Annotated in this window: 30 protein-coding genes and 3 pseudogenes; 17 read left to right on the top strand and 16 right to left on the bottom strand. The window is 68.4% G+C overall.

The window, feature by feature from the left end:
• Window positions 1-352 precede the first annotated feature (352 nt).
• From ACFU5V_RS31840 to ACFU5V_RS31815, 6 genes are all read left to right on the top strand, one after another.
• Entirely contained in the window at window positions 353-592 is a 240-nt protein-coding gene (locus tag ACFU5V_RS31840; RefSeq protein WP_378703903.1) for a hypothetical protein, read from the top strand.
• A 23-nt stretch (window positions 593-615) separates the two neighbouring features.
• Window positions 616-984 carry a hypothetical protein gene (locus ACFU5V_RS31835; protein WP_378703901.1) on the top strand — a complete coding sequence of 123 codons (369 nt, stop codon included), beginning with the start codon at window positions 616-618 and terminating at the stop codon, window positions 982-984.
• A gap of 250 nt (window positions 985-1234) precedes the next feature.
• Window positions 1235-1486 carry a hypothetical protein gene (locus ACFU5V_RS31830; RefSeq protein WP_378703899.1) on the top strand — a complete coding sequence of 84 codons (252 nt, stop codon included), beginning with the start codon at window positions 1235-1237 and terminating at the stop codon, window positions 1484-1486.
• A 176-nt stretch (window positions 1487-1662) separates the two neighbouring features.
• Window positions 1663-2121: an SRPBCC family protein gene (locus ACFU5V_RS31825; protein WP_378703897.1), complete on the top strand. Its 459-nt coding sequence runs from the start codon at window positions 1663-1665 to the stop codon at window positions 2119-2121.
• Between the two features lie 9 nt (window positions 2122-2130).
• Entirely contained in the window at window positions 2131-2613 is a 483-nt protein-coding gene (locus ACFU5V_RS31820) for a hypothetical protein (RefSeq protein WP_378703895.1), read from the top strand.
• A 179-nt stretch (window positions 2614-2792) separates the two neighbouring features.
• On the top strand, window positions 2793-3206 hold the full coding sequence (locus ACFU5V_RS31815) for a lipopolysaccharide assembly protein LapA domain-containing protein (protein ID WP_378703894.1): 414 nt from the start codon (window positions 2793-2795) through the stop codon (window positions 3204-3206).
• A gap of 59 nt (window positions 3207-3265) precedes the next feature.
• Here ACFU5V_RS31815 and ACFU5V_RS31810 read toward each other — a convergent pair whose 3' ends face one another.
• From ACFU5V_RS31810 to ACFU5V_RS31800, 3 genes and pseudogenes are all read right to left on the bottom strand, one after another.
• Window positions 3266-3514 carry a DUF6480 family protein gene (locus ACFU5V_RS31810; RefSeq protein WP_378704023.1) on the bottom strand — a complete coding sequence of 83 codons (249 nt, stop codon included), beginning with the start codon at window positions 3512-3514 and terminating at the stop codon, window positions 3266-3268.
• A gap of 282 nt (window positions 3515-3796) precedes the next feature.
• Window positions 3797-4081 (bottom strand): annotated as a pseudogene (locus ACFU5V_RS31805) (YetF domain-containing protein); the annotation flags it as partial.
• A gap of 116 nt (window positions 4082-4197) precedes the next feature.
• The gene (locus ACFU5V_RS31800; protein WP_378703892.1) at window positions 4198-4728 is read right to left on the bottom strand and encodes a hypothetical protein; all 531 of its coding nucleotides are present in this window, start codon (window positions 4726-4728) and stop codon (window positions 4198-4200) included.
• 359 nt (window positions 4729-5087) lie between these two features.
• On the opposite strand from ACFU5V_RS31800, the gene ACFU5V_RS31795 reads away from it, so the two are divergent.
• Entirely contained in the window at window positions 5088-5330 is a 243-nt protein-coding gene (locus tag ACFU5V_RS31795) for a CsbD family protein (protein ID WP_378703891.1), read from the top strand.
• Window positions 5331-5366: 36 nt separating this feature from the next.
• Complete coding sequence (locus ACFU5V_RS31790; protein ID WP_378703890.1) at window positions 5367-5636, top strand: Rho termination factor N-terminal domain-containing protein; 270 nt, start codon at window positions 5367-5369, stop codon at window positions 5634-5636.
• Window positions 5637-5765: 129 nt separating this feature from the next.
• On the opposite strand, the pseudogene ACFU5V_RS31785 reads toward ACFU5V_RS31790, so the two are convergent.
• Window positions 5766-6600: pseudogene (locus tag ACFU5V_RS31785) on the bottom strand (SDR family oxidoreductase); the annotation flags it as partial.
• Window positions 6601-6635: 35 nt separating this feature from the next.
• Here ACFU5V_RS31785 and ACFU5V_RS31780 point away from each other — a divergent pair.
• Window positions 6636-7544 (top strand): hypothetical protein, encoded by a 909-nt coding sequence (locus ACFU5V_RS31780; RefSeq protein WP_378703888.1) that lies wholly within the window; start codon window positions 6636-6638, stop codon window positions 7542-7544.
• Window positions 7545-7834: 290 nt separating this feature from the next.
• Here the strand turns inward: ACFU5V_RS31780 and surE are convergent, their stop codons facing one another.
• From surE to ACFU5V_RS31750, 6 genes are all read right to left on the bottom strand, one after another.
• Window positions 7835-8602, bottom strand: a complete 768-nt coding sequence (surE, locus tag ACFU5V_RS31775) for a 5'/3'-nucleotidase SurE (RefSeq protein ID WP_378703886.1) — start codon at window positions 8600-8602, stop codon at window positions 7835-7837.
• Window positions 8599-9546, bottom strand: a complete 948-nt coding sequence (locus tag ACFU5V_RS31770) for a 1-phosphofructokinase family hexose kinase (protein ID WP_378703884.1) — start codon at window positions 9544-9546, stop codon at window positions 8599-8601. Before ACFU5V_RS31770 ends, surE begins: the two co-directional genes overlap by 4 nt.
• A 159-nt stretch (window positions 9547-9705) precedes the next feature.
• Window positions 9706-10503, bottom strand: coding sequence for a hypothetical protein (locus ACFU5V_RS31765; protein ID WP_378703882.1), 798 nt, complete (start codon window positions 10501-10503; stop codon window positions 9706-9708).
• A complete protein-coding gene (locus tag ACFU5V_RS31760; RefSeq protein WP_378703880.1) occupies window positions 10503-12398 on the bottom strand; it encodes a hypothetical protein in 1896 nt (631 codons plus the stop codon). The genes ACFU5V_RS31765 and ACFU5V_RS31760 overlap by 1 nt, the downstream gene beginning before the upstream one ends.
• 5 nt (window positions 12399-12403) lie before the next feature.
• The gene (locus tag ACFU5V_RS31755; RefSeq protein ID WP_378703879.1) at window positions 12404-12736 is read right to left on the bottom strand and encodes a hypothetical protein; all 333 of its coding nucleotides are present in this window, start codon (window positions 12734-12736) and stop codon (window positions 12404-12406) included.
• Window positions 12737-13255: 519 nt separating this feature from the next.
• Window positions 13256-13462: a hypothetical protein gene (locus tag ACFU5V_RS31750; RefSeq protein ID WP_378674541.1), complete on the bottom strand. Its 207-nt coding sequence runs from the start codon at window positions 13460-13462 to the stop codon at window positions 13256-13258.
• A 395-nt stretch (window positions 13463-13857) separates the two neighbouring features.
• Here ACFU5V_RS31750 and ACFU5V_RS31745 point away from each other — a divergent pair, with 395 nt between their 5' ends.
• Window positions 13858-14358: an N-formylglutamate amidohydrolase gene (locus ACFU5V_RS31745; protein WP_378703877.1), complete on the top strand. Its 501-nt coding sequence runs from the start codon at window positions 13858-13860 to the stop codon at window positions 14356-14358.
• A gap of 84 nt (window positions 14359-14442) precedes the next feature.
• On the opposite strand, the gene ACFU5V_RS31740 is transcribed toward ACFU5V_RS31745, so the two are convergent.
• Complete coding sequence (locus ACFU5V_RS31740) at window positions 14443-14787, bottom strand: Lsr2 family protein (RefSeq protein ID WP_378703876.1); 345 nt, start codon at window positions 14785-14787, stop codon at window positions 14443-14445.
• 148 nt (window positions 14788-14935) lie between these two features.
• Between ACFU5V_RS31740 and ACFU5V_RS31735 the strand changes: the two genes are divergently transcribed.
• Window positions 14936-15175 (top strand): hypothetical protein, encoded by a 240-nt coding sequence (locus ACFU5V_RS31735; RefSeq protein ID WP_378703875.1) that lies wholly within the window; start codon window positions 14936-14938, stop codon window positions 15173-15175.
• A 222-nt stretch (window positions 15176-15397) separates the two neighbouring features.
• Here the strand turns inward: ACFU5V_RS31735 and ACFU5V_RS31730 are convergent, their stop codons facing one another.
• Together ACFU5V_RS31730 and ACFU5V_RS31725 are read right to left on the bottom strand one after the other, a co-directional pair.
• The gene (locus ACFU5V_RS31730; protein WP_378704021.1) at window positions 15398-15703 is read right to left on the bottom strand and encodes a WhiB family transcriptional regulator; all 306 of its coding nucleotides are present in this window, start codon (window positions 15701-15703) and stop codon (window positions 15398-15400) included.
• A gap of 337 nt (window positions 15704-16040) precedes the next feature.
• Complete coding sequence (locus ACFU5V_RS31725; protein WP_378703874.1) at window positions 16041-17171, bottom strand: ATP-binding protein; 1131 nt, start codon at window positions 17169-17171, stop codon at window positions 16041-16043.
• A gap of 621 nt (window positions 17172-17792) precedes the next feature.
• Here ACFU5V_RS31725 and ACFU5V_RS31720 point away from each other — a divergent pair.
• Window positions 17793-18026 carry a hypothetical protein gene (locus ACFU5V_RS31720; RefSeq protein WP_378703872.1) on the top strand — a complete coding sequence of 78 codons (234 nt, stop codon included), beginning with the start codon at window positions 17793-17795 and terminating at the stop codon, window positions 18024-18026.
• 193 nt (window positions 18027-18219) lie between these two features.
• The gene (locus ACFU5V_RS31715; RefSeq protein ID WP_378703870.1) at window positions 18220-18711 is read left to right on the top strand and encodes a hypothetical protein; all 492 of its coding nucleotides are present in this window, start codon (window positions 18220-18222) and stop codon (window positions 18709-18711) included.
• 783 nt (window positions 18712-19494) lie between these two features.
• On the opposite strand, the gene ACFU5V_RS31710 is transcribed toward ACFU5V_RS31715, so the two are convergent.
• Window positions 19495-20202: a hypothetical protein gene (locus ACFU5V_RS31710; RefSeq protein WP_378703868.1), complete on the bottom strand. Its 708-nt coding sequence runs from the start codon at window positions 20200-20202 to the stop codon at window positions 19495-19497.
• 400 nt (window positions 20203-20602) lie between these two features.
• On the opposite strand from ACFU5V_RS31710, the gene ACFU5V_RS31705 reads away from it, so the two are divergent.
• Window positions 20603-22072 carry a plasmid pRiA4b ORF-3 family protein gene (locus ACFU5V_RS31705; protein ID WP_378703866.1) on the top strand — a complete coding sequence of 490 codons (1470 nt, stop codon included), beginning with the start codon at window positions 20603-20605 and terminating at the stop codon, window positions 22070-22072.
• Window positions 22073-22144: 72 nt separating this feature from the next.
• Window positions 22145-22528: pseudogene (locus tag ACFU5V_RS31700) on the top strand (hypothetical protein); the annotation flags it as partial.
• Window positions 22529-22596: 68 nt separating this feature from the next.
• Here ACFU5V_RS31700 and ACFU5V_RS31695 read toward each other — a convergent pair.
• Together ACFU5V_RS31695 and ACFU5V_RS31690 are read right to left on the bottom strand one after the other, a co-directional pair.
• Window positions 22597-22797: a hypothetical protein gene (locus ACFU5V_RS31695; RefSeq protein WP_378703864.1), complete on the bottom strand. Its 201-nt coding sequence runs from the start codon at window positions 22795-22797 to the stop codon at window positions 22597-22599.
• A gap of 479 nt (window positions 22798-23276) precedes the next feature.
• Window positions 23277-23465, bottom strand: a complete 189-nt coding sequence (locus ACFU5V_RS31690) for a hypothetical protein (protein WP_378703862.1) — start codon at window positions 23463-23465, stop codon at window positions 23277-23279.
• 461 nt (window positions 23466-23926) lie between these two features.
• Between ACFU5V_RS31690 and ACFU5V_RS31685 the strand changes: the two genes are divergently transcribed.
• Together ACFU5V_RS31685 and ACFU5V_RS31680 are read left to right on the top strand one after the other, a co-directional pair.
• Window positions 23927-25804 carry an RNB domain-containing ribonuclease gene (locus ACFU5V_RS31685; protein ID WP_378703860.1) on the top strand — a complete coding sequence of 626 codons (1878 nt, stop codon included), beginning with the start codon at window positions 23927-23929 and terminating at the stop codon, window positions 25802-25804.
• 230 nt (window positions 25805-26034) lie between these two features.
• Window positions 26035-26322: a hypothetical protein gene (locus ACFU5V_RS31680; RefSeq protein ID WP_378703858.1), complete on the top strand. Its 288-nt coding sequence runs from the start codon at window positions 26035-26037 to the stop codon at window positions 26320-26322.
• Window positions 26323-26475: the final 153 nt, after the last annotated feature.

Raw genomic sequence — 26475 nt, 5'->3', positions numbered from 1 at the left:
CTCAACAAAAGTCAGCGCCGGACAGGGCGATCCGGGCGCGCGGCGACGGCCCTGGAAGACACTCCCACGATGAGCAAGGCGTCGGCAACAGGACGATTCGCTGGCACAGGACAGCAGTTCACCGGGGTCCCGCGAGGGTCATACCCCGAGCACGGTCACGGCTACCTTCCCCTGAAAGACTGCCCTGAAGTGCGGTTTCCCAGGGAAGATGATGCGGGAACGGACTTCTCGTCGCGCGCGAGACATTCGGCATCCGACCGCATGGGGCTCGCTGGTTCGTGGATCGTTTGCTCGTTCCGTTTCCCGGGTATCCGCTGCACCGGCCGTGCTACCGACGAGAGGATGATTCTCGATGGGAACCTGCGAAACGTGCGGCAACCAGTACGACAAAACCTTCACCGTCACCCGTGGCGACCGCACCGCCGTATTCGACAGCTTCGAATGCGCCGCCCAGGCCATGGCCCCGCAATGCGGGCACTGCGGGTGCCGCATCCTCGGACACGGCGTCGAAGCGGAAGACCAGATGTACTGCTGCGCGCACTGCGCCCGCAAGGCCGGCCACACCGACCTCGCCGACCGCACCGGCGACTGAAAGGGACCGAAGACGCGCTGCCCGTGACCGGAGACGTCGAGAAACGCTGGTCCGACCCGACCACCTTCCGCCGGGCCGGGTGGTACGCGGGCGCGGTGGTCGGGGCCGCGCTGGCGGCCATGGCGATCACCCTCATCGCGACCGATGCCGACCGCCGGGACTGCGCGGACACCCGACCGGTGACCTGCACCGAGGTGGGCCACTCCATCGTGATGTTCGTACCCACCGGCATCCTGCTGCTCGGCGGCCTCGGCGGCCTCGGCGCCTTCGTCAACGCCTACCGCGCCTGGCGCAGCGGGGGCACCTGGCCGATCTGGCACGGCGCCGGATGGATCCTGCTGACCTTCATGCTGATCTACCTCGGTTTGTCCGCGCGGGTCGTCGCCCCGTAGGGCCCGCATCCGGTCGAATGCCGCAGCGGAGGGCGTGGACCACTGCCACCACGCCCAGTACGGTCTCGGTCACCACCCCGAGCGGGGCCGTTCACTCCTGACGACGCCCGTCGTCGTCATCGAGGCACGGACCCGGGGCCGGGCACGGAGGGGGCTCCGATACCACCTCGAATCCGGAGCAGCCTTGCTGACGAGGGAGCCGTACAGTCGCGGGCAGAGCAACCGGACAGGACACAGGAAGGGCGATGACATGGGAACAGAATTCGACGACCGTGCAGACCGGCCCGGACCGGACCACGAACACGCCCCTCACCCCGCAGACGACGGCTCACCCGATGAGGCCGCAGGCGGACCGACCGAACGCGACCGCGAACTGTCCGAACTGGTCGACGACCTCGAAGAACGCGTCGCCGCCGAACACGAGGCGCAGGATGTGCCCGGCAACGCCGCCGAACGGGCCGAGACCACCCCCACCGACACCGGCGACGACGCACCGGACTGACCCGTTTCACGCATCGGCGGCCACCGCCCCCGCGGCACCGCACCCCCACCGCCAGCTCCTGTTCTGACGCGGTGACTCGGTGACTCGGTGCATCTGACACGTCTACGCCGCTCCGGTGCGTCAGGGTGCCCGTGAGTACCGAGTGTGATGCACCCGGGGCCCGGGTAAGCACAGGTATGAGCACCGTCACCGAATCCGTCGATGTCAACGTTCCCCTGCACGTCGCCTACGACCAGTGGACCCAGTTCGAGTCCTTCCCCCAGTTCATGAAGGGCGTCACCGAGGTCCGCCAGCTCGACGACACCCACACCCACTGGACCGTCGAGATCGGCGGACAGAGACGTGAATTCGATGCCACCATCACCGAGCAGTACCCCGACGAGCGTATCGCCTGGAAATCGGACTCCGGTCCCACCCACGCCGGGGTGATCACCTTCGCCCACCTCGACGACACCCACACCCGGGTCACCGCGCAGATGGACATCGACCCCGGCGGTGTCGCCGAACACGTCGCCGACGCCGCCGGGGTGCTGTCCCGGCGGGTCACCAAGGACCTGGAGCGGTACAAATGGTTCGTCGAGGACCGCGGCACCCTAGCCACCGGCTGGCGCGGCGACATCCACCCCGAGCCGTGACCTCAGCTGGTGCCGGCGTACCACAGCCGGTCGGCCCCGGAAGGACGGCTGGCCGGTTATCTGCTCACCCTGGTCGGTGAGCGTGACTTCGCCACTCTGTCGGCGGAATTGATCCCGCTGATCCGCCCGCCCGGCCCCGACCCGGTGCGCGGCGCCCTCTACGGCGGTGTGCTGGGTTGGTTGGTCGCCGCGCTGGCCGAGGTCGTCGTCGCCCGCCTCGGCGACGCCGACCACGGCGAATCGTTCGTCCTCGAGGTCCACACCACCGCCGGCCGCACGCTCGGCGCCGAGGATCTGCCTGCGCGCGAGGGACGGTTCGGGCGGGCGGTGTTGGCCCTGCTCGCCGGCGACCGCGCCGCTGCCCGCACCGAACTGTGCGACGCCGAAACCGAACCGGATCCGACCGTGCGGGCCACCACCCTCGTCGAGGCGCTGATCTGGCTCGACGCCCTCCTCGGCGCCGACACCACCGACTTCCCGGACACCCCCTGACACGACCGCGGGTGCGGCACCATTGATCGGAGCAGCCCCGTGGCCGGTGGGTGCAGGGCGTCGGCGACCATGGCGCCGGTGGCCGCTTCTTGATCCGGCCCCCTGGTGGTTCGGTCACCGCACGGGCCACGCGAACGGGACCGGGGTAGCCACCATGGTGTGTGGGTACTCGACCGAACATGTCGACGACCTCAGGGGATTCCGCCGATCCGAACGCCGATGTCTCGCCGGGTCCGCGGCGCAGCGGTGTTCCTGTCCCTCCATCGGGCACGACGCCGGACCCGGACGCTGGCAGTGACCTGCATCCCGACCTCGCCCGACGCAAGGGCATCACCCGCACTCGCACCGGTGCGCTCTGGACCGGACTGGTCACCGGCGTGCTGATTCTGCTGCTGCTGTTGGTGTTCATCCTGCAGAACCTCGACAGCATCACCCTGGAGTTGTTCGGGTGGGACTTCGCGCTGCCTCTGGGGGTGGCGTTGCTGTTCGCAGCGATCTCCGGAGCGGTGATCATCGCGATCGCCGGTGGCATACGGATTGTGCAGCTCCGCCATGCCGCCACCCGGCAACGCGCACTCACCACCGACCGGTGAAGTCGGCAGAGACCGAGGGTCCCCGCGTCCCGGCTCGGCTCCACCACTATCCGGTGGATTCAGTCGAAGACTCCGGCGATGTCGAGCACCAGCAGGACCGCGATCGCTACGAACATCACGACGATCACCCCGATGACCACCATGGTGGCAATGCCGGTGGGCGGGAACGACCAGCTGGTGCGTGGCTCGTGCGCGGACAGCCCGGAAGTCTGTGCGGCGTCCGGAGGGGTCGAACCCGGTGGGACACCGCCGCCCGGCTCGAGGTCGGGGGTGTTCGCCGGATCAGGATCCGGGGGCTGAGCGGTCATCGACACGGACCTCCGTCGGATACGGTCTGCACGGTGCTCGGTGCTCGGTGCTCCGAGCGAACGGATGTGACATGCGAGTACCCGCAATTCCGATGCCCAGACGGTTGAGGACGTCCCGTCCATCGCGGCGCGACCGCGGGTGACGCTCGCGTCGGCCGCCCCATTTCGGACACACGAGGAACCACACGAACCCGGTCCCCCGTCAGGTGATGCCGGGTTGTTCCGGCGCGCCCTCGCCTGGGTGAAGAACGACACGCGGCCGTTGGTCCCGAGCACCGCGAGCTCGATCTCGTCGAACCGGCGGATACCCTTCTGCCGCGCATCGGCCATCAAGTCGTCGAGCGACATCCGTTCCGAGCGCAGCCGGTCCGAGTCGGGTATCCCGTCACGGACGATGATGACCGGCACACCGTGCGTCACGCCTCGGACCCGCGGAAATCGCGCATTGGCCCAGGCGAGGACCAGGGTGAGGACCAGGGTGAGCAGCGCGAAGACCCCGACCGCGAGGACCGCCGAGGTGACGGAGTAATCCTGCTGCGTCACCCCCTGCTGCACGAGGTCACCCATCACGACGTACAGAAACAGTTGGAACGTGCTCAGTTCACCGACCGTCGACCGTCCGACGACACGGGTGATCACCCACAGGAACAGGAACAGGACCGCAGCCCGGATCACGATCTCCATCAGGGCACCAGCCAGGTGGTGAACTCCAGGGTGACCACGTCGACTCCCTTCTCCGACACCGATACCGATCCCGCATGCCCGAGCTGACTCGACGGCTGAATGTAGGCGTCGAAACCCAGCGTCAGGGTGTCCCCCGGTGGCGGATCGACGCTCATGTAGGTCCGCGAGGCATCGCTGGTCTCCGCGGACGGTTCCGGTGTCCATCCCTGGGTCTCGAACATCTCGAAGTAGTCGGAGTCGACGACGATCACCACCGGGCCGGTGAAACCGCCCGGCTTGCGGACGGTCAGGTCCCACGGCACATCCAGTCCCGCCCGCGCGATCTGCGGATACGTCAGGGTGAGCTCGTACCCGTCTCCCGTCGCGTGGGCGGTGCCGCTGCGCACACCGAGAAGACCGACCGCACCGAGCGCCACCACCACAACGAGCAATGCCACCGCGCCCCGGCGCAGCCAGGTGACGGCCGGCGTGCGCGCACGCTCTCGGACATCGTCGAGCACCGACTCCGGGACGCGGGCGGTGGGGCTCATCATCCCAACGTCTCACGAACCGGCAGCCCGCGACCCCTATCCGCGTAGTCTGCGCTGGGACGATCAGGGTCGACTTCGATAGGGACGCCGCGGCGTTCTCCCGGCACCTGGCCGAGTCGCGAACACTCTCCCCGTCCACTCCCCTGCGCTGACCTGCTCACGCACAACAGGTCGTCGCGAGGCGACGCCTTCGGCTGGCCTGCTGACACACCCTCGAAGTCTGTTCTGTCATGGGGATCCGAATCGCGGCGCCCCTGGCCGTTGTCCTCGGCTCGTGTCGTTACGTGGTCGTTTGAGGTTCCGGGCGCACGGGTAGGCGTCGGACACGAAGGCAGGTACTCACCGACGAGGAGGAACCAGTGGTTGATGACAAGTCAGGTCCCGCCGAAGCCGTCAAGGGTGTGGTCGAAGACGTGAAGGGAAAGGCGAAGGAGGCGGCCGGCGCTGTCACCGGCCGCGACGACCTGACCCGGGAGGGGCAGGCGCAGCAGGACAAGGCCGCGGCCCAACGTGAGGCGGCGGAAAAGGAAGCGGCGGCGGAGAAGGCCCGCGGCGAGGCCGGCGTCCACGAACAACGCGAGCGCGCCGAGCAGGACAAATAGACCCAGCCACGAGCTACTCGACGGGAGGAGCACCCGATGCCGCGCAAAGATTCGCAGCCCCAGCTCAAAGACCAGGACATGTACGAGGAGCTGCGGGAGAAGGGGGATTCCAAGGAGAAGGCGGCCCGCATCTCCAATGCGGCGGCCAGTCGTGGCCGCACGAATGTCGGGAAGGCTGGCGGGGAGTCGCCATCCTACGAGGACTGGACGGTCGACGAGCTGAAGAAGCGGGCGAAAGAGCTGGGCTTGGAAGGCTATTCGAAGCTCAAGAAGACCGATCTCATCGACGAGCTGCGCAATCACTAGAGCTCGGCGATCGCCCGTCGACCGGGACCCGGCTGCCCCGCGACCGGAGGCAGAGCCGACACCGACGAGGCGGCCCTGGCCCGGTGGTGTCGGGTGCGCATGCGCGGACCGGCACCACCGCTGCAGCCAGCCGGGCAGTGTCTCCCCACCGAGCGGGGCGAGTACCTCCCCGGAGTAGTACGACGACAGCAGACCGGACGCGAAGAACACATAGGACGGCGCGATCTCGTCGGGCTGGCCCGCCCGTACGGCGCCCTCCCCGAACGTCGCGACCTTCTCCTCGCCCATGGTCGCCGGGATCAGTGGGGTCCACACCGGCCCGGGAGCTACACAATTGACCCGAATTCCGCGGTCCAACAGCACCTGCGCCAACGAGTACGTCAACGCGGTCACCGCACCCTTGGTCGCGGAATAGTCGATCAGCGACTTGTTCCCGCGCAGCCCATTCACCGAACCGGTGTTGATGATGGCCGAACCCGGGCCGAGATGCGGCACCGCCGCCTTGCTCACGTGGAAGTAGCTGTCGATGTTCACCGAGAACGTGCGCCGCCACTGCTCCTCGGACAACTCGAGGAAGTCGTCGACCGGTTCCTGGTAGGCCACATTGTTGACGACGATGTCGAGTCCGCCCAGTTCCGAGACGGTGTGTGCTACCACGTCGCGGCAGTGCGCAGGTGCGGCCAGCTCGCCGGCGAGTGCGGCAGCGCCGCCCCTGTGCTCCGACGAAGCAGTGGTGCGCCGCTTCTACGGAGAGATGAACAACGATCGGAAGAATGAGCTTGCGGTCGAGCTGTTCAGCAGCGATCACGAGATGCACGATCCGCAGGTGCCCGGCGGTTCGGGGCCGCAGGGAATCGCGCTGGGTACCCGGAGCCCTCGCGCTTGACGTCAAGCCCGCTGGGGTCGCCGAGCTGTGGTCGTCAACGCCGCCTCGAGAAGTTACGGCTGTGCGGTCAGTGCGCATGGGTCGGAACGGTTGACACGGGGTATGCGTGCGATATGGCCGCGCCGTCAGCGTCCCCTCGTGAGGACGGTTCCCGGAGACAACCGGTTTCGGTTGCGCAGTCGGTACGGTCGGCCACCTTTGCGGCGCTGGCGTGCGGTGTGGTGGTGTGCGCAGGCGCCGGGACGGCGATGGCCGCGCCGACTCCCGACGCGATTGCGGAGATTGCGCCGCGAACCGCGTTGTCGTTCGCGCACACCCCCTCCGGCACCCGGGTCGGTACCCCGAATCAGACCGCCGCCCGCCCCGGGTTGTCGATCGTGAAACTGTACATAGCCGACTACATGATCCGCCGCGGTGACGGCTCGGCCGAGGACCGGGAACTCGGGCAGCGGATGATCCGCGACAGCGACGACAACGCCGCCGACCGCGCCTACGCGAAATACCCGCACTCGGTCGATGCGATCGCCGCCGAGTACCGACTGACCAGCACCACCGGTGCCGGATACTGGGGCAACTCGGCCACCAGTACCGCCGACACGGTCGCCTTCCTGGAAGCGAAGAAGACGACCGACCCCACCAGCCCGATCCTCGACTGGATGGCCACCGCCGCACCCGTCGCCGCCGACGGCACCCACCAGAACTGGGGAACCGGCCGACTGCCGTCCGTCACCGGAACCAAATGGGGGTGGTCGGACTACGGTCCCAGCGTCGTGGCCTCGGCATCCTTCGGCCCGGATTTCTCCGTTGCCGCCAACACCTACGGCACCACCGACCAGCACACCAGCGACGTCCTCGGCGCCTTCGGCCCCGAACCCGGCCCACCACCCGCACCGGACCAGATCCCGATCGGCGAGGTGATCGACCGCTACAACACCGGCGATGATCGCCTGCTCAACCAACTGGCCTCCGCGATCCCTCCGGACTGGACCCTGCCCGCGACCATCCTGCCCCCAGCGCCGTGACGGGCGAGGAACACCGGGACGCTGGCTGGTGGCGGTGTCGAGAACCGTGCCGAGCCGGCATTCTCCAGAACGGACACCTCACGGTGGCCGCGATCGTGAGAGGAGTTGTGTGAGCCAGTTTTCGATGGGGGTGATCCCCGCCCACCCCGTCGTACGTCACCTCCGGTGAGCTGACCCGCTCGGCCCTGGGCCGCGCCGGCGAGCCCAGGGCCGGCGTGGACGATGACCGGGCCGGCCCGGCGCTTCCCCGACCTGCTACCCAGTTGACTTGAGTCACAACAATTATCATCTCAGCGGACCCAGCGCAACGTACGCAGATCCACGTCGACGGCCTCGAACGGTGCGCGCAGCGCGGTCGCGGTCGCCCACCCGCGGGCGAGGAGTCCGGCGTCGGTCTCGTCCGAATCCTCGGAGTCCCCGGCACTGATCTCGGTGAACGTCACGGTCACGAACCCATCGCTCGCGTCCCCGATGTTCGCCTGCACCGCACCGAACTTCGCCAGAGGCGCAGGTCGCAGGCCCTTCAACTCGTCCAGCGGAATGTCGGGCGCATTGACGTTCAGCACCGCACCCGGCGTGCCGTGCTCGAGAATCCATTCCAGCGCGTGCCTGCACACAGTTGCGGCGGTGTCCCAGTTCCGCGGGTCGGTGGCGGCCAAGGAGACCGCCAACGCCAGCGTCCCGTGCGTCGCCCCCGTGAGCGCGGCGCCCACCGTACCGGAATGCAGCACGGCGTGACCGGTGTTGGGCCCATGGTTGATACCCGACAGGACGATGTCGGGCGGCGGTCCGAAAGCACCACTGGCAGCGACGAAGCTGATGAGGGCGGGGGACGCCTCGACCGCGTTCACCTCCACCCCGGGCAGATCCGGGAACTCACGCCGGGACACTGCGAGCCGGCCGTCGCTCGCGAGAGCCGTCAGCGAGGCACTGGCACCGCTGCGCTCCTCATGGGGTGCCGCCACCACCACATCCAGTCCCGCATCGTGGGCCAGCCGCGCCAGGACGAAAATTCCGTGACTGTCGACGCCGTCGTCGTTGGTGACCAGGGCCCTCATGTCGCAGACCTGCCCGGCAGTGTCATCCTGCGCACCTCCACGGTCTCGGCGAGCTGCACCACCAGATCACGCTGTCCCGTCGCCAGACCGCGACGAGTGATGTTCGCGGCACCCGCACCCGCGCCGAGCTGCAACGCTTCGGTCAGCGACTTACCGTCGGCGAGCCCGGCGGCGATACCCGCCGTCATCGAATCGCCGGCGCCCCGGTGGTCCACCAGATGCATCGGGGGAGCCACCACCTCCCACAACTCGCCGTCGATCATCGCCATCGCGGGGTCCCCCGCCCGCGACAGCACGACGGTGCGCGCCCCCTCCTCGACCAGCTCCGTCATCGCGTCCGCGAGAGCCGCCGGATCTTCGGACTCCGCCCGGCCGTCCTCGATGAGATCCTCGTGACTGACCTTGAGCACAGTCAGACCACCGGCGAGCGCCGCCGTCATCGTCGGCCCGGACAGATCCGCGACCACCGGAACGCCGAGCGCCATCAAGTCGGCGGCGAGGCGCGTGTACACCTCGGCGGGAATCACCTCGTCCGCGTGCGGACCGCCCAGCACTGCCACGTCACACTTCATCCCCTCGGCGAGCGACGCACCGAACAGGTCGTCCACTTCGTGCCGTGACAGCATCCTGGGCGTCACCTCGACGATCGGTTCCCGGTCACCGGCGCGTCGATCATGCACATACGAACCGTTCTCCCCGGAGGTGTGGATCGCACGCACCGTGATGCCCTCCCGGGCGATGAGCGATTCGAGGATTCCTCCCGCCTCACCCCCGAACACCCCACACAAGGTGGTGTCCAATCCCAGCGTCACGGCCATCCGCGCGATCCAGAAGCCCTGCCCGCCGCCGTGCACGTGCAATTCCGCGCTCTCGTCGGGAGCGGCTTCGATCGTCACCGTCAACAGGGGCGACGGCGCGAACACGAAAGCGGACACGGCATTCATGGTCGAGGGAACCTCTTTCCGGTTGTCGGCGCAGCATGCCGACATGTACCCATTCGGAGATCAATTCATGCTGCGCCCGGTGTGCTGACCGGGATAACAACAGATTCCCCGCCTCTACCCGCGGAACGACGTATCCCCGTGGTTCGGTCCGTCCTGTGGTCAGATCCAGTCGATGTGGACGGAGTCGATGTGGTCGAAGTGGAACCCGAACTGGTCGCTGTACCTGTCGAAGCCCTTGTTCTCCGGGTAGTCGAGGGTGGCGTGCCGCTCCAGGAGTGCGACGACCCGGGCGTGATCGTCACTCGCCAGTGCGGTCGCGAGTTCGCGGGACTCGTCGCTGCTGAACGGGGTGTCGGAGTTCGCGAAATCCAAGGTGCGGACCCGGTAGTCGTAGCCCTCGTCGGCGCCGTTGCGGACCATCACACCACCCTTGACGCGGATGACCGCCCGTTTCGGGGTGCCGTCCGGTCGCAGCACCCCGGCCCGTTTCATGATGTCCTGCGCCTTCACGGTTTTCAGTTTCTTGCTCGCGTCGGCCCGCAACTCGTTCGTCTCCCCCGACCGGTACCGGGACACCGCGGAGCGGGACCGGCCGATCTTCGCGGCTACCGCGTCGATACCACCGAGGCGTTCGATCGCCGCACGGCGTTGGGCCCGCTCGAGGACATCCGCGTGCGGGATCCGCCCCTGCTGGGCCCACCGGCGCAACGTGCGCGCCGACGGCGGGATGCGGCCGGCATCGATCGCCGCCTGCCGCAACCCCTCGTTCCCGAGCTCCTTGCGGAGTTGTGTGACGGACACCTTGCTGGTCAGCCCAGCCAACCCCCCGGACTTGACCTGCTTGGATTTTTCGACACCGCTTGTCGCGGCGTCCGCGACCGACACCTTGAGGCCGTCCAGACCGACCGCCTGCTGCGGCAGCTTCGTGGTGCGCGGCCTCGGGAGATGCTGTGCCATCAGAGTGCCCCCTCCCCTTCGTCATCGGCGAAGTCGTCGGCTTCGAAGTCGTCGTCGGCGAACGCCGCATTGATCGCCAGTTTCACCTCGTGCACATCCTCCGTGGACGTGAAGGCCGACCGGAGTGGGTCGGTGAGGGGGGTGTCCTTCTCCACCGACATCTTCCCCAACGCCGCACTCTCATCCGCGAGGTCCTCCCCCTCGGCGAGCAAATACACCCAGGAGTCGGTGACCGTGCGGATCGGCCACCGGCCGTGTTCGCGGGCGATCCGCATCGCCACCCGCCGGCCGCGCCACCGGCAGTGCGCGATGATCGCCGCCCGCCACACAGGTTGGTGATGATGGGCCATCCGGGTCGCGGTCCACATGTCCGGGTTCACCATCCGCCCGATGTACCCCTTGTAGCAGGACCCGATAAACCGTTTCGTCGCCGCATCCCCGGTGTCCACCGACACCTTCCGGGCCTCGCGGAGGATCTTCGCCCATTTGTCCAGCACCCGGCCCTGCTGCGGAAACACCCACGCTTCGACGATGTCGAGGTCGTCGAGGTCGGCGCCGATCCCCCCATCCGCGACCGGGGAGCACAACCCGTCGAGGCTGACCGTGGTGACCCAGGTCTGCACCGGCTGGTCGGTGAGCATGTGTGGGTGCGGTAGCGGGAGTTTCTCGGGCAGCGACAGGGTTTGTGCCGGTGGGAGGGTGATCCGCCACAGCCCGAACGGGGCCCCCTTCTCCCCCACCGCCGCCGCGGCCGCCGCCTGACCGGTCAGATGGGTGGGTTGCCCGTACCCGAATTCCAGCATCCCCGCCGACGCCAGATAGGCGGCGCGTTGGTCGATGGACACCAACCGGCACACCCCGTCCAGGTCCTGTTCGTCGGGCATTCGGGTCCACCCGGCCGCGGGTTCGAGGTCCCCGCGCGGGGCCCCGTCCAGCGGCGGGACCGGGCTCGCGGTCGCCACGACCAGGCCCTTGCCCGTCCGGGTGCGTTCGCGCTTGATCTTGTCGACGATCGCGGCGCCGGTCCGCGCCGGTGTCGGCCCGGGGAGTACGCCGAGGTGTTTCGCGCACCAGGCCAACCGGCGCCCCAACTCCCGCGCGGCGGGCAGGTCGTCGTCGGGGAGATACGTTCCCGCCGTGGGTGAACCGAGGATCCCCATCTCGCCGACCCGGTTGTGCCAGCCGAAGTCCTTGTTCCAGTATGTCCACATGTATGGCTCGAGCACCACGTCGACCATCGAGGTGAACTTGCCGATGCTGCGGGACAGGTGGACCACGTGCCCCGGATCGCTGCGCAGCTCCCAGCCCGCGTTCAGCATCGGTGTCAGGGTGGCCTGTAGGACTGCGGTCAGGTCGGTGGCGGCGCGGGTGCGCAGCGCCTCTGTGTCCTTGAAGTCGTCCTCGTCGCCGGGGTCGATCACCCACCCCAACGCTTCGCATGCGCCCTGGTTGACGATCCACACCTGCGGCGGCGTACCCAACGGCTTCAGAGCGGCCCAGCGCACCAGTTTGTCGAGCTTCTCGACCGAATCGACCGGGCCCGTCAACTCCCGCCCCGACGGGGTGTACGTTCCCGCGGCGGTCACGATCACCGCGTGCTCATCCGCCTCGGCACCGGCCGGCAGCGACTCCCACACCGGCCGGCACGAGGTTGCCGGCTCGGGCGCCGGTGCAGTCGGCGGTTCCGCGGCAACGGTCGGTTCCGGCGACTCCGCCGGTTCCGCCGCAGTGGTGGATGTCGGTGGTTCCGCGGCAACAGTGGGTGTCGGCGACTCTTCCGCGGCGGTGTCCTCCGCGTCGACCTCGGCGGCATCGGCGGCATCGGCGGGAGCAGGATCCGGCGGAGGGGGCTGGTGTAGGTCGAACAGGGCGATCTGCTCCCACGGACGACTCATCGGCTCTACCGCTCCCCGATCCGGCCATCGGGATCGGCCGGCGGGACGTCGTAGCGGTCCAGCAACTCCTGCAGGGCCACATCCACGACGCTGGTGACCGTGAACCCACGGTTGTTCACCAGCCACTTCAACCGGGCCTCCGTCGACGCCAACACCCACGTGTTCAGCTGCACCTTCACCGGACCCCTGCGGGACTCGAGCTTCGACGACAACCCATCGGTGGACGCCGAGACCTCAGGACCACCTGTCGAGGTTCGGGCATCGGTGCGTGGCTTGGACGTTCGGCCCCCGCCGCTGGGCCGCGACGAGTGTCCGCCCCGCTTTCCGGTCTGCGCCATACCCACTCCTTCGCCCACCTTGGCCGGCCGCGCGTGGTGCCGGCCGCCGCTGGCCTCAGACTACCCGATGCACGCACGATCACACGCTCTAATACGCGCAGTGTTGCACGCACATTTGCGATGTCGGGGTCGCGGGGTGAGCGCCGAGCTGGGCGAGATCCCGCCAGCACTGGGCGCTGCGGACCCATCCGGGCTGGTGGCATGGCTGCGCCACCGCTCGCCTGCCCATCCTCGAGGGATGGCACGACCGTGATTGTCGGTGACGGTGGAGCTGCTCGGCGGGCGCAGCGAACCGCCGTGGCCGTGGCCGGGCCACAGGCCGCGGCTGTCGACGGTCGGCGTGCAGTCGAGATGTCCGGGCATTGATGTGCCCCGACGTCGGGGGGGTGACGCCGGGGCCGGGGTTCCGAGAACCAGTTTGGGGGGGATCCCCGGAACTGCGCACAGAGTACACACCACGACCGACACGAGAGCGTGCGGCTACGGCTCCGTGGTCAGACCAACGCGGGTGGTCCACACTTATTCGCGCATCCCGTCGGCGAGCTCGAGGACGCGTCCCAGGTACCGCGTCATGAAGGCATCCAGTGCACGCCGCGACAACTCGGGGTAGCCGGCCTTACGGAAATAGTGCTCGAGATCGACGAGCTTGGTACCGATACACACGCGCTGCTCATCCAGGGTCACCAGCTCGCCCACCAGACGATCGAGTTCATCGGCCTTGCTCATCACACTGTCCATCGGTCTCACCTCGGCACTCGAGTTGGCGCGGGGCGGATGCTTCCCGAGACGCTCGGCCTCCACCCGCCCCGCAAGGGAGAGCCTAACACGTACTTCGAACGTGTGTTCGAGTCGCTGTCGGTCCTCGGTTGCAGCCAGGTTCGGGGTGAAGGCCGCACAGCAGCCCAGGGACCTCCCCCTCGCGGAGAGCCCACAGGCCGGTGGTCTCGGCGACAATCAGCGCCCAGCCCCAATCCCCGCCGCGGCCGCCCACCCGGCCCGAGAAGCAGCGCAGCGCACACACCGATTTGTGGACATTCGTGTCCACGAACACGGGCTGTTGCCGCCATGGTGGGTGATCGCTGAAGGACGCCATGAACGGGTGACCTTGTAGCCTTTTGCTGGTGTCCGCTCCCTCCGGCGACCTCCCCGCCGAGCAACCTCCAGCGCTGCCGTTACTGACCACACTGGTGCCGTCGGCGCACCCGCATATCATCACCACCCCGGCCCGGACCGGCACCAACGTCGCACTGCTAATCCACACCTCGCTCACGATGTTCGAGGTCCCGGCCGCACCGTGGGCGCCGGCGGTCTCGGGGTTCGTGGTCACCGTGCTCGTGCACAGTGTCGACGCCGCCACCGGCCTGCCGCGGCATCTCCCCGTCGCCGAACCGAACGAGTGGGCGCGGGCGATCTTCGCCGGCATCGACGCTGGGCAGGGGTATTTCCTCGGCGCCGTCGACCCGGACACCGGCGAGCACCGGGACGGGCAACTGGCGTACCGGCTCTACCTCGACACCGACCGGCAGCCGATCCGAGCGCCCCGCCACGTGGCCGGCTGTCCGCACTACCGGATCCGCACCGGCGACAGCGATCCCGAGATTCGGATCGTCACCACTGCGTGACCTCACGACATGCAGCGCGTGGTCGCTCGCGGCAGCCGGTGTGTTCGCCGACGGTGAACGACCCTGAGGACGGGTCACCCGTGGTCAGTGGGCGTCGCGGAAGGCCTGCTCGATTTCGGCGGGGATACGGCCCCGCGAGGACAGTTCGTAGCCCTGCTCGCGCGCCCAGGCCCGGATCTTCTTCGTCTCGTCCGACGACCGCCGCGGAGCAGGGGCAGCCGACCGGTCCGCGCGGTGTTTGCGGCCGCCGACCCGGGTGGAGTGGGCGATGTAGTACTCGAACGTCTCGCGGAGCTCTCTCGCGTGCTCGTCCTTCAGGTCGATCACGTACTCGACACCGTCGACGGCATAGTGGATGCTCTCGCCGTCGTCACCGAACACGGTGCCGTCGATGTCGTCCACCAGCTCCACCATGACCTTGCGTGCCACAGATTCACTCCTCGCGTTCTTCGTCGGTCCGGATCTGATGACAGTACTGGAAGTACCAGGTAACCCCGCCGAGCTCAGCGGCCGACAGCGGGATCCGCCGAACCACCGGCGTGGTCCACTGGCGTGCGCACCGGCCTAGCATCGTGCAATGACGACGATGAGGTCGCTACCGCTGAACGCGATCAGACTCGGCTACCGCATCGCGCGCCTTCCCCTGCGGCTGGTGGAGGACGTCACCGCGTCCGAACACATCGCAGTGTTCGCGTATCGGTGCGATCGTGTCGCCGCCCGGATTCTGCGGGACGAGAGTCTGTTGTTCGTCGACCCCGAGCACTCGGCGGTGGTCCGGCTGCACCGACTGCGTGGTCGCAGCAAGCCAACGCAGTAAACGAACACCGTCCTCACCACGGGTGAGGACCGAGGACGCATGGCAACCGACTCTCTGCCCCATCTCGCTGCGGGGAAGCCGACCACCACTGCCTCCGTTGATGTGCGCCCGGGGGCGGATCCAACACCCTACGCAGATGGTGGGTGCCTCCAGCAGGGCGCGGGGAGGCCGCCGCCGCCGACCCTGATGCATCCGAGGATCGGTGCCGCGGTGCCGCGTCCGCTACCGGGCGGATGCCCACTCGCGTTCGGCATCGTCGGATACAGGTCGCCGCGGTGGCAGTGATCGGGGTTCGCCGCGGCGACGGGCATGTCGCCTGCGCTCGGTTTCGGTCATCCCGCCCCAGGTTCCGTACGGCTCACCCGTCGCCAGGGCATGGTCACGGCACGCGGCAAGCACCGGGCAGTTATGGCAGATCTGCTGGGCCTGGATTTCGCGCCGGGCCCGGGCCTGGCCGCGTTCGGTGTCCGGGGAGAAGAACACCGACGAGTCGAGTCCGCGGCACGCGGCCCGCTCCTGCCACCCCACGCCCCCGGGGGTCGGGGTCTGGTGCGCCGGTAGCGGTGCGGTTCCTGCGGGTGACACTGCCGATTCCCTTTCCGTTTCCCGAGCCCGTCGTTGCTCCGAGCCCGGGAATGGACCACCGGGCCAGGGCCAGGACAACGGGCGTCGGGCCTTCATGTGGCCACGGGGTACCGGTCACGCCGTGTCGATATAGGAAACCGGTCACCCTGTTTGCAGAGGTATACCGGAGTACGTGGCCCCGGCGCCACTCGGTCGCATGTCCAACATCCCGGTTGGCCCCGGATTCCTACGCGGCGGGTTCACCTGCACGTTCGATCCGCTGGCGGCGCGACCTCAGAGTTCAGGAATGTCTCGGCAGCCCTAGCGCGGCGGCGTGCTCGCGCAAGTACTCGCGCAGGTACGGCATGGTGAAGTCGAGCATCCCGTGACCGACCGACGCGACCAGCTCGGCGTCGATCAGCCGCAACCGGTACTGGCTGGCATAGGTTCCGTCCACGCCGAGTCGGACGGCGATCTGGCCGATCCGGCTCGGGCCGTCGTCCTGCGACATCGCGACCAGGAAACTCCGGTCGACGTCGGAGATCCCGGCGAGGCTGGGCTCGAGGACCAACGATCCGATCCGGCGGCGGGCCGCGGCGACACCCGCGGTGACGTCGTCGGTGGAGACCACCGGCGCGGTCCGGTTCTGCCGCCAAATGTGGTATCCGACAAGCTGAATCAGAAACGGATAACCGTTTGTGGCCTCCGCCGCGGTGCGGCAGTCGGCCTCGGCGATCGAGCGTCCGGTGCCCTCGATCGGCTCCCGGATGGCCTGTGCCACCTCGTCGAGGGGCACCGCACCCAGGGAATGTCGGTCGGCCCGCCGCAGGAAGGTCAGGACGTCGTCGCCCAGGAGATCGCTGATCGAGGCGGGTAGACCTGCGGCGGCGAAGGCCAGTTCCCGCTCCTCGCGGAAGGTGTGCTGGACGATCGCACCGAGCGCCCGCAGGTCGTCGCCGAGTTTGCGGTGGATCTCGTCGACGGTGATCAACAGGCCGGTCTCGTGTGCGGCCAGGGCGGCGGTGAGTTCCTCGATCTGGTGACGCAGGCTCACCGCCGGCGCCGGCGAGTCGGTGGTGGTCCAGTTGACGCCCCCGATCCCGGCGGCGGTGATCCCGGACAGGCGCCGCTTCGTTCCGCCGGGCTGACCGTGCTCGCGCAGCAACCGGGGCAGGTGTTCCCCGGTGAGCCGGTCGAGCAACCCGGGTGTGGCGGTCTCGGAGATGACGAGCCAGCCACGGCTGCGGGCCTGGGCCTCCGCCTCGTTGAGCATGACGGTCTTCCCGACCCCACGGGCCCCGGTGTAGATCGTCGCGCGACCGGGAGCACCGGGACCGTCGTCGAGGGCGTCGCCGAAGTCCTCGACGAGATCGGCGCGACCCACCAGAGACGGCGGCGGTGCCCCGAACGACGGGGTGAACGGATTCCTCATGAAGGACGACGCTACCAGTCCCTTTAGTTCCTTTTAGCTTTTTTAGCTTCTTTAGGGTTGGGTAGCGATCCGCTCCTCGACCCCCTCGCAGCCCGAGCGTCTTGGCTCAATGAAGGGCGAAGACTCGGCGCGTCGCGCACGAGTGGCGCACTACGCCCACCGGGGCCGATGACACGTCCCCCGCAGCGGGCCCGTTCCCGTGAACTCTCACGAAAGCCCCCGACGAGGGCAGAAGTTACGGATCCGTCACCGCTTCGCCGGCCCGCGGTTCGCCACCGCCGATCAGTGCCGTCGTCGGCGACGCCGGCAGGTATGAGACTGCACGCCCAGCGCACTCCGTCGCACCGTCGGTGCAACTACCGATGCGCGAACCTCCGGACGCGCAGGACTGCAGAGGCTGCGTGCAACCGGTCCGCCGACGGTTGGACCGCCCGCTCCCGGGGGTCCGTTGTCCGCGGTTGACCCGAGGTGCCTCCCACCGTGTGCGGTCGACCACGGCGTTCACCGCAACATGCCGACGGCAATATTGCATTAGCACTCCACCATAGAGAGTGCTAAATTTTCTGCACCCGATACCGGGACCCGCACGAACCAGCAACGCCCAGAAAGGATCCGCACCCCGTGACCGCCATCCCCGGCCCGCATTTGCGCACCACCCAGCCCGCCACTGGCCGCGACGAGGCTGCGCCGACCGATATGGCGCTGCTCGAGTCCTGGGAATCGGGGATCGCCGTGATCATCGGCCTGGTCTTGCTGACGACCCTGGCGTGCACCGCCCTCGGATTGTTTCCGCTGGCCCTTTTCGCGCTCGTCGCGGTCGCCGGCGTCGCCGGTCTGGTCACCGCCGCCCTCTGATCCGGCCGGAATGCCCCGCCCGCTACCGGGGAGCGGACAGATACGCTCCCCGGGCGGCAGCACGCTTGTGGTGGATATGCACCCCGCTCTTCCGTTACCGGCCTGCGAGGTTGTGGCCTCAAATTACTTTCTGGGAGTGGGACTCTCAGGAAATTCACAGGCACCTCGGGGCCGGGTGATGCGACGATGAAGCATGCGCCGCCATCGTTGGCCCGCCCTCGCGCCGCCCACCACCGGAGGGATCGTCGTGCACACGGGCATGCCGATCGTGGCAGAGAAGGACCTCGCCCTCGAGCTGTCGGCGGCGACCGCGTTCGCGTCCGGGCTGGGGCTGCGGTTCACGCTGCGCGTCACCGGTGTCCGCGCCGACTTCGCGCGCTACGAAACCCGGCCCCTGACCGACCCCGGGGACTGGTCGGCGCAATGGTCCTACCTGGCCGTGCACCTCGGCGCCGACGACCTCGCCGGGTTCGCCGACCCGTTCCACCCGACACCCGATTCCGGGCAGGACGGATCCGGGCCGTATCGCACCACACCGCAGTACTGGATCGGCACCTACCCGACCACCAGGTCACTGACCGTCACCACCGGCTGGCCGCACGTCGGACTCCACCCCACCTCGGTCACCCTCACGCTCGGACCCAGCCCCTTCCCCACCACCTTCGGATCCGGTGCCCGTCGATGACAGGTGTACCAATCCTGTTCGACGAGATGAACGTCCCCGCCGCCGGTGACGTCCGCCGAGCAGCTCCACCGTCACCGACAACCACGTGCGTGCTATCCCCCGAGGATGACAAGCGGGCCGCGGCGCCGCCCGGACACAGCCCGCAAACGCAGACAGCGCGCCGGACACCGATAGCCGACCGCGCACATCTTGAGAACGGTTGGCGGTGACGTGGCGAATCCGCCACCGTTCCGAGATTCCGCGTTGCCTCTGGCAGATCGGCATGCTCGGCCAGTGCGTTGACGATCAGCTCGACACGCGGTGGGCCGACTGCCCCGTAGTAGCCATTCGCGACCGGTTTGGATCTGGAGTCAGGTCCGAGAGACACGCCACCACAACCGAATCCGTTCTCGGCATGCACGTTCGGCACCGCTACACTCGAAAAGTGGGTGCCGGCGATCGATAGCACACATGGAGGACCGGGGTCGAGTCGACCGGGCCGGGCCGGATCGGCCGTCCGGCCGGGGCCGCGTGCCAGGTCAGCCGAACGGATCCGGTCGCAACGTCGAATGCGTCGCCGTCCGGCTCGTCCTCGAAACAACCGTAGGGGACACTGCCCGCGGTGCAGCCGACAACGAACATCGACCCGCTTGTCCACCATGATCCAACCGAATACCGATGCCGGTCCGCCTGTGATGTCCGGTTGGTCGTGGCGGTGCGGTTCACGTGCCGGCGTGGGCTGAGGCTCGGCTCACGGCCCGTGGAGCCGGGCGTTCCCCTTGGTATCAGGTGTGTTCGTGGCGGTCACATCGGTCCCACGGCCACCGAGACGTGGAAGTTCCCCGCACCCACGGACCGCTCGAGGGTCGCAATGACGGCAGCCGGATTGTCGTAGGGCCCGTTGAGGTAGAACGGCTGACCGTCCCTACCGAACTCGATCCGACCCGGCCCGTCCCACTCACCCAGAAACGCGGCGGCATCCTCATCGAAGGCGCTGGCGGGCTCGAAACCGAGTCCGCGCGCATACGCCGCCGCCCCCAGGATCAGTTCGCGGCCGAGTTCGATCGGAATCTCCACCGCCGGACGGTCGAACGCCGCGTAGTACGTGCGGATAGCGGTGGGGATCCTGCCCGCATCCATGGTTTCGGGATCACGGGCGTTCTTCACCCCCAGGCAGTGCACATCGGCCAGGTAGCCTCGCAGCGTCGCCCGACCACGCCGTCCCTCTCGTGCCACCAGCACCTGCGCGAAGCCTTCGGCCTCACCGGCGGGAGCGTCCAGTTCCGCCCACTCCGGATGCCCGTCGAGGCCCAGCCCGACACTCCAGCCACAATTGACCCAGCACCCCAGCACCCGCCCCAAGCCTCGGGACACGTCGGCCTCGGCGGCGATTCGTCGCACCACCGGCGTCACCACCGACGGCCGCACACCCAGCGCACGTGCGATCACCTTCGGCGGGACACCCTGCTCCCATCGCCGCCGCACCTGCTCGACCAACTCCGCATCGTCCATGGCACCCCATTCTGCTTCACCGATCGACAGGCTCCCGCGTCTGCACACATCCGCACATGTCGGGCCAGGTGAAGGTCCGTGGATACCGTTCGGCGGCATCCAGCATATCGGCGCCACCGACTGGTCACCCGTCTCGCCGTGGGAATTCTCCACCACGGATACTCACGCGAAATCAAGCAACATCCACTGGCGAAGTCCGGCCCCGCAGCAGCTTCAACGAAGCCCGACCTGCCACTTCAGATTCCTCACCGCAGGGTGCGGAAGACGTGCCTGCTCGAGTCCTGGATCGGCGCGGTGCCGATCGGGACAGGACGAGCCTGCACACCGAGTATCGCGGCGGCGGGTGCTGGTTCGTGGAGCGGCGGGGCATGCCGGTTCTCGTCGATGGTTGACTGGTGTCGTGCCGACCTCAGACGACGTACGACGGCTCGCCGAGCAGCTCATGGCCGAGTTGTCCCCGCAGCAGCAACAGTCGTTCTTGGGCGCGATCGGGGCGGATCGTTCGATGGCGTTGATCGAGAATGCGCTGCGAACCCCCGAGCCCATGGTCGGTGCTGCCCCGACCCGCATCCGCGGCTTTCGGGTCCGGCTCGACCTGGCCGGTGCCAAACCGCCGGTGTGGCGGCGGCTCGAGCTGCCCGGCGACCTCGCCCTCGACCGGCTGCACGTGGTGATCCAGGCGGCGATGGGGTGGTTCGACGGCCACCTGCACCGGTTCCGCACGGGCAGCGATCCCCGGTCGCCGTACTTCGTCACACCGTTCGACGTCGAGGAGGGCGAGGACGGCGTGCTCGAAGACGGCGTCCGGCTCGATCAGGTGCTGACCGGTACCGGTGACCGCCTCTGGTACCAGTACGACTTCGGTGACGGCTGGGACCACGTGCTCGCGGTGGAAGCGGTCCTCGACCAGCCGCCCGCCGAGGTGCGCTGCACCGGTGGCCGGATGGCCTGCCCGCCCGAGGATTGCGGTGGGATCGGGGGTTACACGGAGCTGGCGGCGTGGGTGCGCGGCGGATGCGACCCGGGGTCCGTCCCGGCCCCGTTCGAGGACGCCGGCCACGCCCGCGACTGGCTGCCGCTCGACTGGCACCCCGACCTGTTCGACGTCGACGAGGCCAACACCGCTCTCGCGGCGGCGGTGGCCGCGCCGCTCCGGGTGGCCGGGGAGCTGGCCGCGCTGTGTGAGCAACTGGAGCGGGCCGGCAACCGGGCACTCACGCAGCTGCTGGAACGGTCGGCGTCGCCCGCCGGATTCGAGGTGACCGAGGCAGACGCCGCACGCCTGATCGAGCCGTACCTGGTCCTCCTCGACCTGATCGGCGACGGGGTGCGGCTGACCAGCGCCGGCTACCTTCCACCGGCGCTGGTCGAGCAACTCGCCGAGCGGACCGGCGTCACCGGGTGGTGGATCGGCAAGGCGAACCGCGAAGACCTCACCTGGCCGGTCGCGCAGCTCCGCGACAGCGCGCGAGCGCTTGGCCTGGTGCGTGTGCGCAAGGGCCGGCTGGCGCCGACCGCGCTCGCCCGCCGGAGCGGTAACCAACCACTGGCGCTGTGGCAACACATCCTCTCCCGACTACCGGTGAGCAGAACCGAGTTCGACCGCCAGGCGGGCTGGCTGGCACTCGCCGTCGTCGGGAGCGGCATCCCGGCCGAGGAATGGACCCGCGAGCTCCGCAACCTGCTGCTCGGCCTCGGCTGGCGCACGAAGGGCAGTCCGACCCTCGGAACCGCTGCCGTCGCCAGCCCCTCACTCGACGTCCTCGAACTTCTCTCCGGGAAGACACGCGGCACGATCACCGGCACGGATCCCGCCGTTGCCGCCACCGCCCGGGCCGTGACCGGCGCCGACCCCAGCGACGCGACCTGACCGATCCCCCTCGCCGCGCCCGTACGTCCGCATCTCCTCATGGTGGGGAACCAGCGGGGCGCCGACCCGGGACGTCCCGATGTGTGCTGGCAGCTTCCGATCCGCCGCACCCAGGAATGGGTCGAACGCCCGACGGCGAACAGGTCCTCAGGACCACCATCACCGAGTGCGACCGCCGCGGCTGGGGCGAAGGGGGGCGCCGACCCGGATTGGTACTGCTCCGGCTCCCCGGACGCATACGTGGGGACCAAGGCCGTCTGGCAGTCGTTTGCATCCGAGCTCACCGAATTGCCGGGCAAGGCCGCGTACGGCGAACTCGCGAAGCTCTGCACACGCCGGGCCGGGCCGGGCCGGGAATGCACACGCATTCTCGGCCGGATCGGATTCACCTGCAGCCGCCCGGCGGTCGAAGACCTGGCACACCCGGCGACCCCGCTCCGGGGAGGATGTGGATAGCACACGCCACCATCACCTCATCCCTGCCCGATCTCCTTCACCACATCTGACAAGGCCGACTTCAGCCCTCACGTTTTTGCGGGTCCGTCCGAACCGACGGCACGAAACGCGCGGGACGCCTTCAACCCCTTTCGCACCACCCAGAGTTGAAAAATCGCCACGACAACCGCTCCCGCCGCGAAGACCATCGCCAGAAACCACCACCACGCGTCAAACACGAGATGCAGCACCGCACAGGCACCGGCGGCGGCAATGAACGCCCACTGCACGCGGTTCAGCGTGCGAGCCTCCTCAGTGGCACGAGTCATCTCCGCAAGATAAAACTCCTGGCTGTGCGAATGAATGTCGATCTCCCGTCCTCAACTAATCCGACACCGGTGGCAACCGTCCACGACGACCGGGGACACAGAGTCCGCGTCCTTCGCCGCTACCACCTGCCATCGTGCAACCGTCAGCGTAGAGGTCGTCACCGACACTGCGCGATGTCCACACACCCCGGCCACCGTGGGCGTGGCTGCGCGCCGCGACCCCACCACTCGGCAACGGGTCGTTGGCCGCCAGTTACCGGCGGACGCCCAGAGGAAACCGGATCCCGTCTCGCCGTTGCCGCTCGTGGTGCCCCGACTGCGATCATTCGCGTGCAGGTCGAGGGTGCTCCGGCCACCGTCCGGGTGCAGCGGCGGCCCGAGGTGGCCCAGGTGCGCCAGTTGCCGAGAAACTGTTTCGCACAGTGGTCCTCCGGCCACGCTCACCGCCGGACCGTAGCGCGCTGCGGCTGACGTGCGGTGCGGGTGCCCTCGAACAGGGCCCACTCGTCGCCTGCGAGCACACCCCGCCGATACGCCCGCCGCACGTCATCCCAGCTGCCCGTGGCATACGCGTCCACCGACGGGTCGCCTTCGGTGGGTACAGAGCCGTAGGTGTAGTTCCAGTGCACCCCGGAACGCCCCTTGTGGGGACCACATCCCCCTTCGGCCCCCGGCTGTGTGCCGACGCACCGAGCCGAATCGCAGGCCCGCGGGGCTGGGTGTGTGACCGTGTGCGGGCACAACCTCAGACGATCATGTCCGTGGGCTCGGAGACGTCGACGTCGAGCAGGACATCCCACGAGACCGGGGACCTGGATTGCGGGCATCGTCGTGTTCGGCCGGATGACGGGCTCGGCGTCCTCATCGTGACCGCTCGTGCTGCCCCGCGAGAATCACCGCCACGACCGTCCACATCGTCGGCCGGGGTAGTGACACCCCCGCAATGCTGACCGCACACCAGTCCCTGGGGACCTCGCACGAGAAACGCCACCTGCCTGGGGGTTGGCCAGCGCGTCGTGTGTCGGCGACCCGCAGCGTCCGGAGCCGGTTATCGTCGAAGACTGTAGTGAAACCAAGGGGGCAAGCGACCATGGCATCACCGACCACCACCGACCTGTCGACGCTGCTGATGATCGACTCCGCGACTGCGCGGGACCGCGACGACGCCTTCGCCGTCACCCCTCTTCCCGGCGGCCACGGGTGGGCGGTCGAAGTTCATATCGCCGGTGTCGCCGACGTCGTGGACCTGGGGTCGGTCGCCGACGAGCAGGCGTTCCTGCGGGCCGAGACCCGATACCTGCCGGGCCGCACCGTCCCGATGCTCGGCGACACCGCCGAACAGGCCGCCACCCTGACCACCGACGCAGCGCGGACCAGTCTGCGGGTCACCGGCACCCTCACCCCCGACGGCCGGCTGATCGACACCGCCGTCGGCCGCGGACAGATCCCCTCCGGACGATGCGCGGCCGTCGATCACGCCCAGGTGCCCGGCATCCTGACCGACCCGGCCCATCCCTTGCACGCCCAAATGGCCGCGGCGGATGCCGCCGCGCAAGTCTTGCTCGGCGCCCGCCGTGACGGCGGGGCGCTGGCGTTCTACGACCTCACCCGCGGATGGGCGGCCAATGAGGACGGGGCCATCGTGGCGATCGCCGCGGAACTGCGGACCGTCGCCTACGTCATCGTCCAGGAGCTGATGATCGCCACCAACGAGGCCGTCGCCCTGTGGTGTGTGGAGCAGGGGTTGCCGATCTTGTTCCGCAACCACCGACCCAACCCGGTCGCCGGCAGCACGGACGAGCTGATGACCGAGATCGCCGCCGCGGCCGGGGACCCGGACCTGTTCGCGAAACTCCGCGGGCGGCTGCTGTCGACGCTGCGGGCCGCGACCTACGACCCGACCGTGCACGGCCACTACGGCCTTCGGCTCAGCGCCTACACCCACGTCACCTCCCCGCTGCGGCGGGTCGCCGACCTGATCAACCAGCGGATCATCCTCGCCCACCTCGACCACACCCCCACCCCCTACACCCCGAATCAGCTGGCCGCCCTCGGCGCCGACCTGAACCGGCGCACCCGCGCCGCTCGGGAGGCGAAGAAGAACCACTTCAAACACGCCGACCACCGCATCGTCGCCCAAGAGGCGGCCCGCGATCTCACCGCCCTCGATGCCCGCACCTTCCACAAGGTCCTCAAAACCGCAGCAACCGCACCACGTCGCGACGAGATCGCCGCCGAACTCGCCCGCCGCGTCGACGCCGACCTGCTGACCGCCCCGGACGTCGCGGTCCTGATCGACGCCGACGACCCCACCTGGCGCCCGATCCAACTCCGAATCCTGGACACCCTCGCCGACACCCATCCGGAGATGGGCCCGAGCGTGGTGTCGGTGTGGCGGCAAACCCACCCCGACCAACCCCCCACCGACCTCGAGACCCGGCGCAACGGCGCCGACCACCACCCACTGTTCGCCGCCCGCGCCACCCACCGCAGCATCCGCGGACCCTGGACCACCGCCGCGGCGAAGAAGCCCGCCGAACAGGCCGCCCTCTGGGCGGCGCTACGCGCGCAACTGACCGGCACCGACCACCCCGACACCGAACCCGAATGGCCCACCACGCCACCACCTCCGGAGCCATCGACTCCCCCACCGGCGCCGGAGGATTCCGGGCCCGCCGAGTCCGTCGAACCGCATCGGAAGACCACGCCGGCCGCACTGAATCTAGACGGGGCGAAGAAATCCAAGGCCCTTTCCAACCCGACCGCCTGGCTGATGAGCCTGGCCCAGAACAACAATCAGCCCCCTCCCGAGTGGGAATTCCGCACCGACGGACCCGCGCACGCACCCCGATTCACCGCCACCGTGCACCTCGCCGGCCACACCGCCACCGCCGACGCGACCACGAAAACCGCGGCGAAGACCGCATCAGCCACCGCGCTCATCGAAGCACTCTTGACACAGCGCTGAAGTCAACAGGTGTTCGTCGGAGTTGCGCCTGCTGCCCGACCGCACCCGGCTACTCAGATAGCGTTGCGAGCAGCGATAGCCTCGATAGCAATGCTGTCCGCGGCCCGGGCCGCGGACACGAGACGTCCCCCATCAGCTCAGATCCAATCGATGTGGACAGTGCAGATTCCGAACTGATCACCCACTCGTCCTGTTCGCGTCGGCATTGTCCCGCGCTTAGCATGAACACCGTGAACGACATTATCGACGGGATGACACCGATCGACGGTGGATTCCACGTCAAAGACTTGGACGATGAGCATTGCGTCGACGTAATGCGTATGGCGTACAACTGGCGTGTAGTGCTGGGGCGGCGCGGACACGTCATCTACGACCACGGTTGGTGCTACTTCGGTCACGGTCACGACGAGAACGGTCACCCTCGTTCGATGCACACCGCACGGTTGCGCGCTATTGCCGCCGCTATCGCGTGGGACGGCACCGGTTCACCGGACGGTTACGACAAGCAAGCATGCTGAAAATTTCTCAGATTCATTCTGCGGAACACCGATGTCACCCTGGCGATCGCCGATGCCGAACGCGGTGAACTCGCCATCTTCGATCTCTTCACCTCGCCCGCGAATCCGCCTCGGTGCGAACTACACCCATTCGCTTGGCTCCGGCGGGTCGTT

This window comes from Rhodococcus sp. NPDC057529, assembly GCF_042802055.1.
Taxonomy (GTDB): Bacteria; Actinomycetota; Actinomycetes; order Mycobacteriales; family Mycobacteriaceae; genus Rhodococcus_F.
The sequence above is the reverse complement of the archived record's forward strand: the minus strand, read 5'-3'. Positions and strand labels throughout refer to the sequence as shown.

Coding starts and splice junctions, on each gene's coding strand:
- ACFU5V_RS31840 (WP_378703903.1), top strand. CDS start 353: ATGGGAACCTGCGAAACGTGCGGCAACCAGTACGACAAAACCTTCACC.
- ACFU5V_RS31830 (WP_378703899.1), top strand. CDS start 1,235: ATGGGAACAGAATTCGACGACCGTGCAGACCGGCCCGGACCGGACCAC.
- ACFU5V_RS31825 (WP_378703897.1), top strand. CDS start 1,663: ATGAGCACCGTCACCGAATCCGTCGATGTCAACGTTCCCCTGCACGTC.
- ACFU5V_RS31815 (WP_378703894.1), top strand. CDS start 2,793: ATGTCGACGACCTCAGGGGATTCCGCCGATCCGAACGCCGATGTCTCG.
- ACFU5V_RS31810 (WP_378704023.1), bottom strand. CDS start 3,514: ATGACCGCTCAGCCCCCGGATCCTGATCCGGCGAACACCCCCGACCTC.
- ACFU5V_RS31800 (WP_378703892.1), bottom strand. CDS start 4,728: ATGAGCCCCACCGCCCGCGTCCCGGAGTCGGTGCTCGACGATGTCCGA.
- ACFU5V_RS31790 (WP_378703890.1), top strand. CDS start 5,367: ATGCCGCGCAAAGATTCGCAGCCCCAGCTCAAAGACCAGGACATGTAC.
- ACFU5V_RS31780 (WP_378703888.1), top strand. CDS start 6,636: ATGGCCGCGCCGTCAGCGTCCCCTCGTGAGGACGGTTCCCGGAGACAA.
- surE (WP_378703886.1), bottom strand. CDS start 8,602: ATGAGGGCCCTGGTCACCAACGACGACGGCGTCGACAGTCACGGAATT.
- ACFU5V_RS31770 (WP_378703884.1), bottom strand. CDS start 9,546: ATGAATGCCGTGTCCGCTTTCGTGTTCGCGCCGTCGCCCCTGTTGACG.
- ACFU5V_RS31765 (WP_378703882.1), bottom strand. CDS start 10,503: ATGGCACAGCATCTCCCGAGGCCGCGCACCACGAAGCTGCCGCAGCAG.
- ACFU5V_RS31760 (WP_378703880.1), bottom strand. CDS start 12,398: ATGAGTCGTCCGTGGGAGCAGATCGCCCTGTTCGACCTACACCAGCCC.
- ACFU5V_RS31755 (WP_378703879.1), bottom strand. CDS start 12,736: ATGGCGCAGACCGGAAAGCGGGGCGGACACTCGTCGCGGCCCAGCGGC.
- ACFU5V_RS31750 (WP_378674541.1), bottom strand. CDS start 13,462: ATGAGCAAGGCCGATGAACTCGATCGTCTGGTGGGCGAGCTGGTGACC.
- ACFU5V_RS31735 (WP_378703875.1), top strand. CDS start 14,936: ATGACGACGATGAGGTCGCTACCGCTGAACGCGATCAGACTCGGCTAC.
- ACFU5V_RS31725 (WP_378703874.1), bottom strand. CDS start 17,171: ATGAGGAATCCGTTCACCCCGTCGTTCGGGGCACCGCCGCCGTCTCTG.
- ACFU5V_RS31715 (WP_378703870.1), top strand. CDS start 18,220: ATGCGCCGCCATCGTTGGCCCGCCCTCGCGCCGCCCACCACCGGAGGG.
- ACFU5V_RS31710 (WP_378703868.1), bottom strand. CDS start 20,202: ATGGACGATGCGGAGTTGGTCGAGCAGGTGCGGCGGCGATGGGAGCAG.
- ACFU5V_RS31685 (WP_378703860.1), top strand. CDS start 23,927: ATGGCATCACCGACCACCACCGACCTGTCGACGCTGCTGATGATCGAC.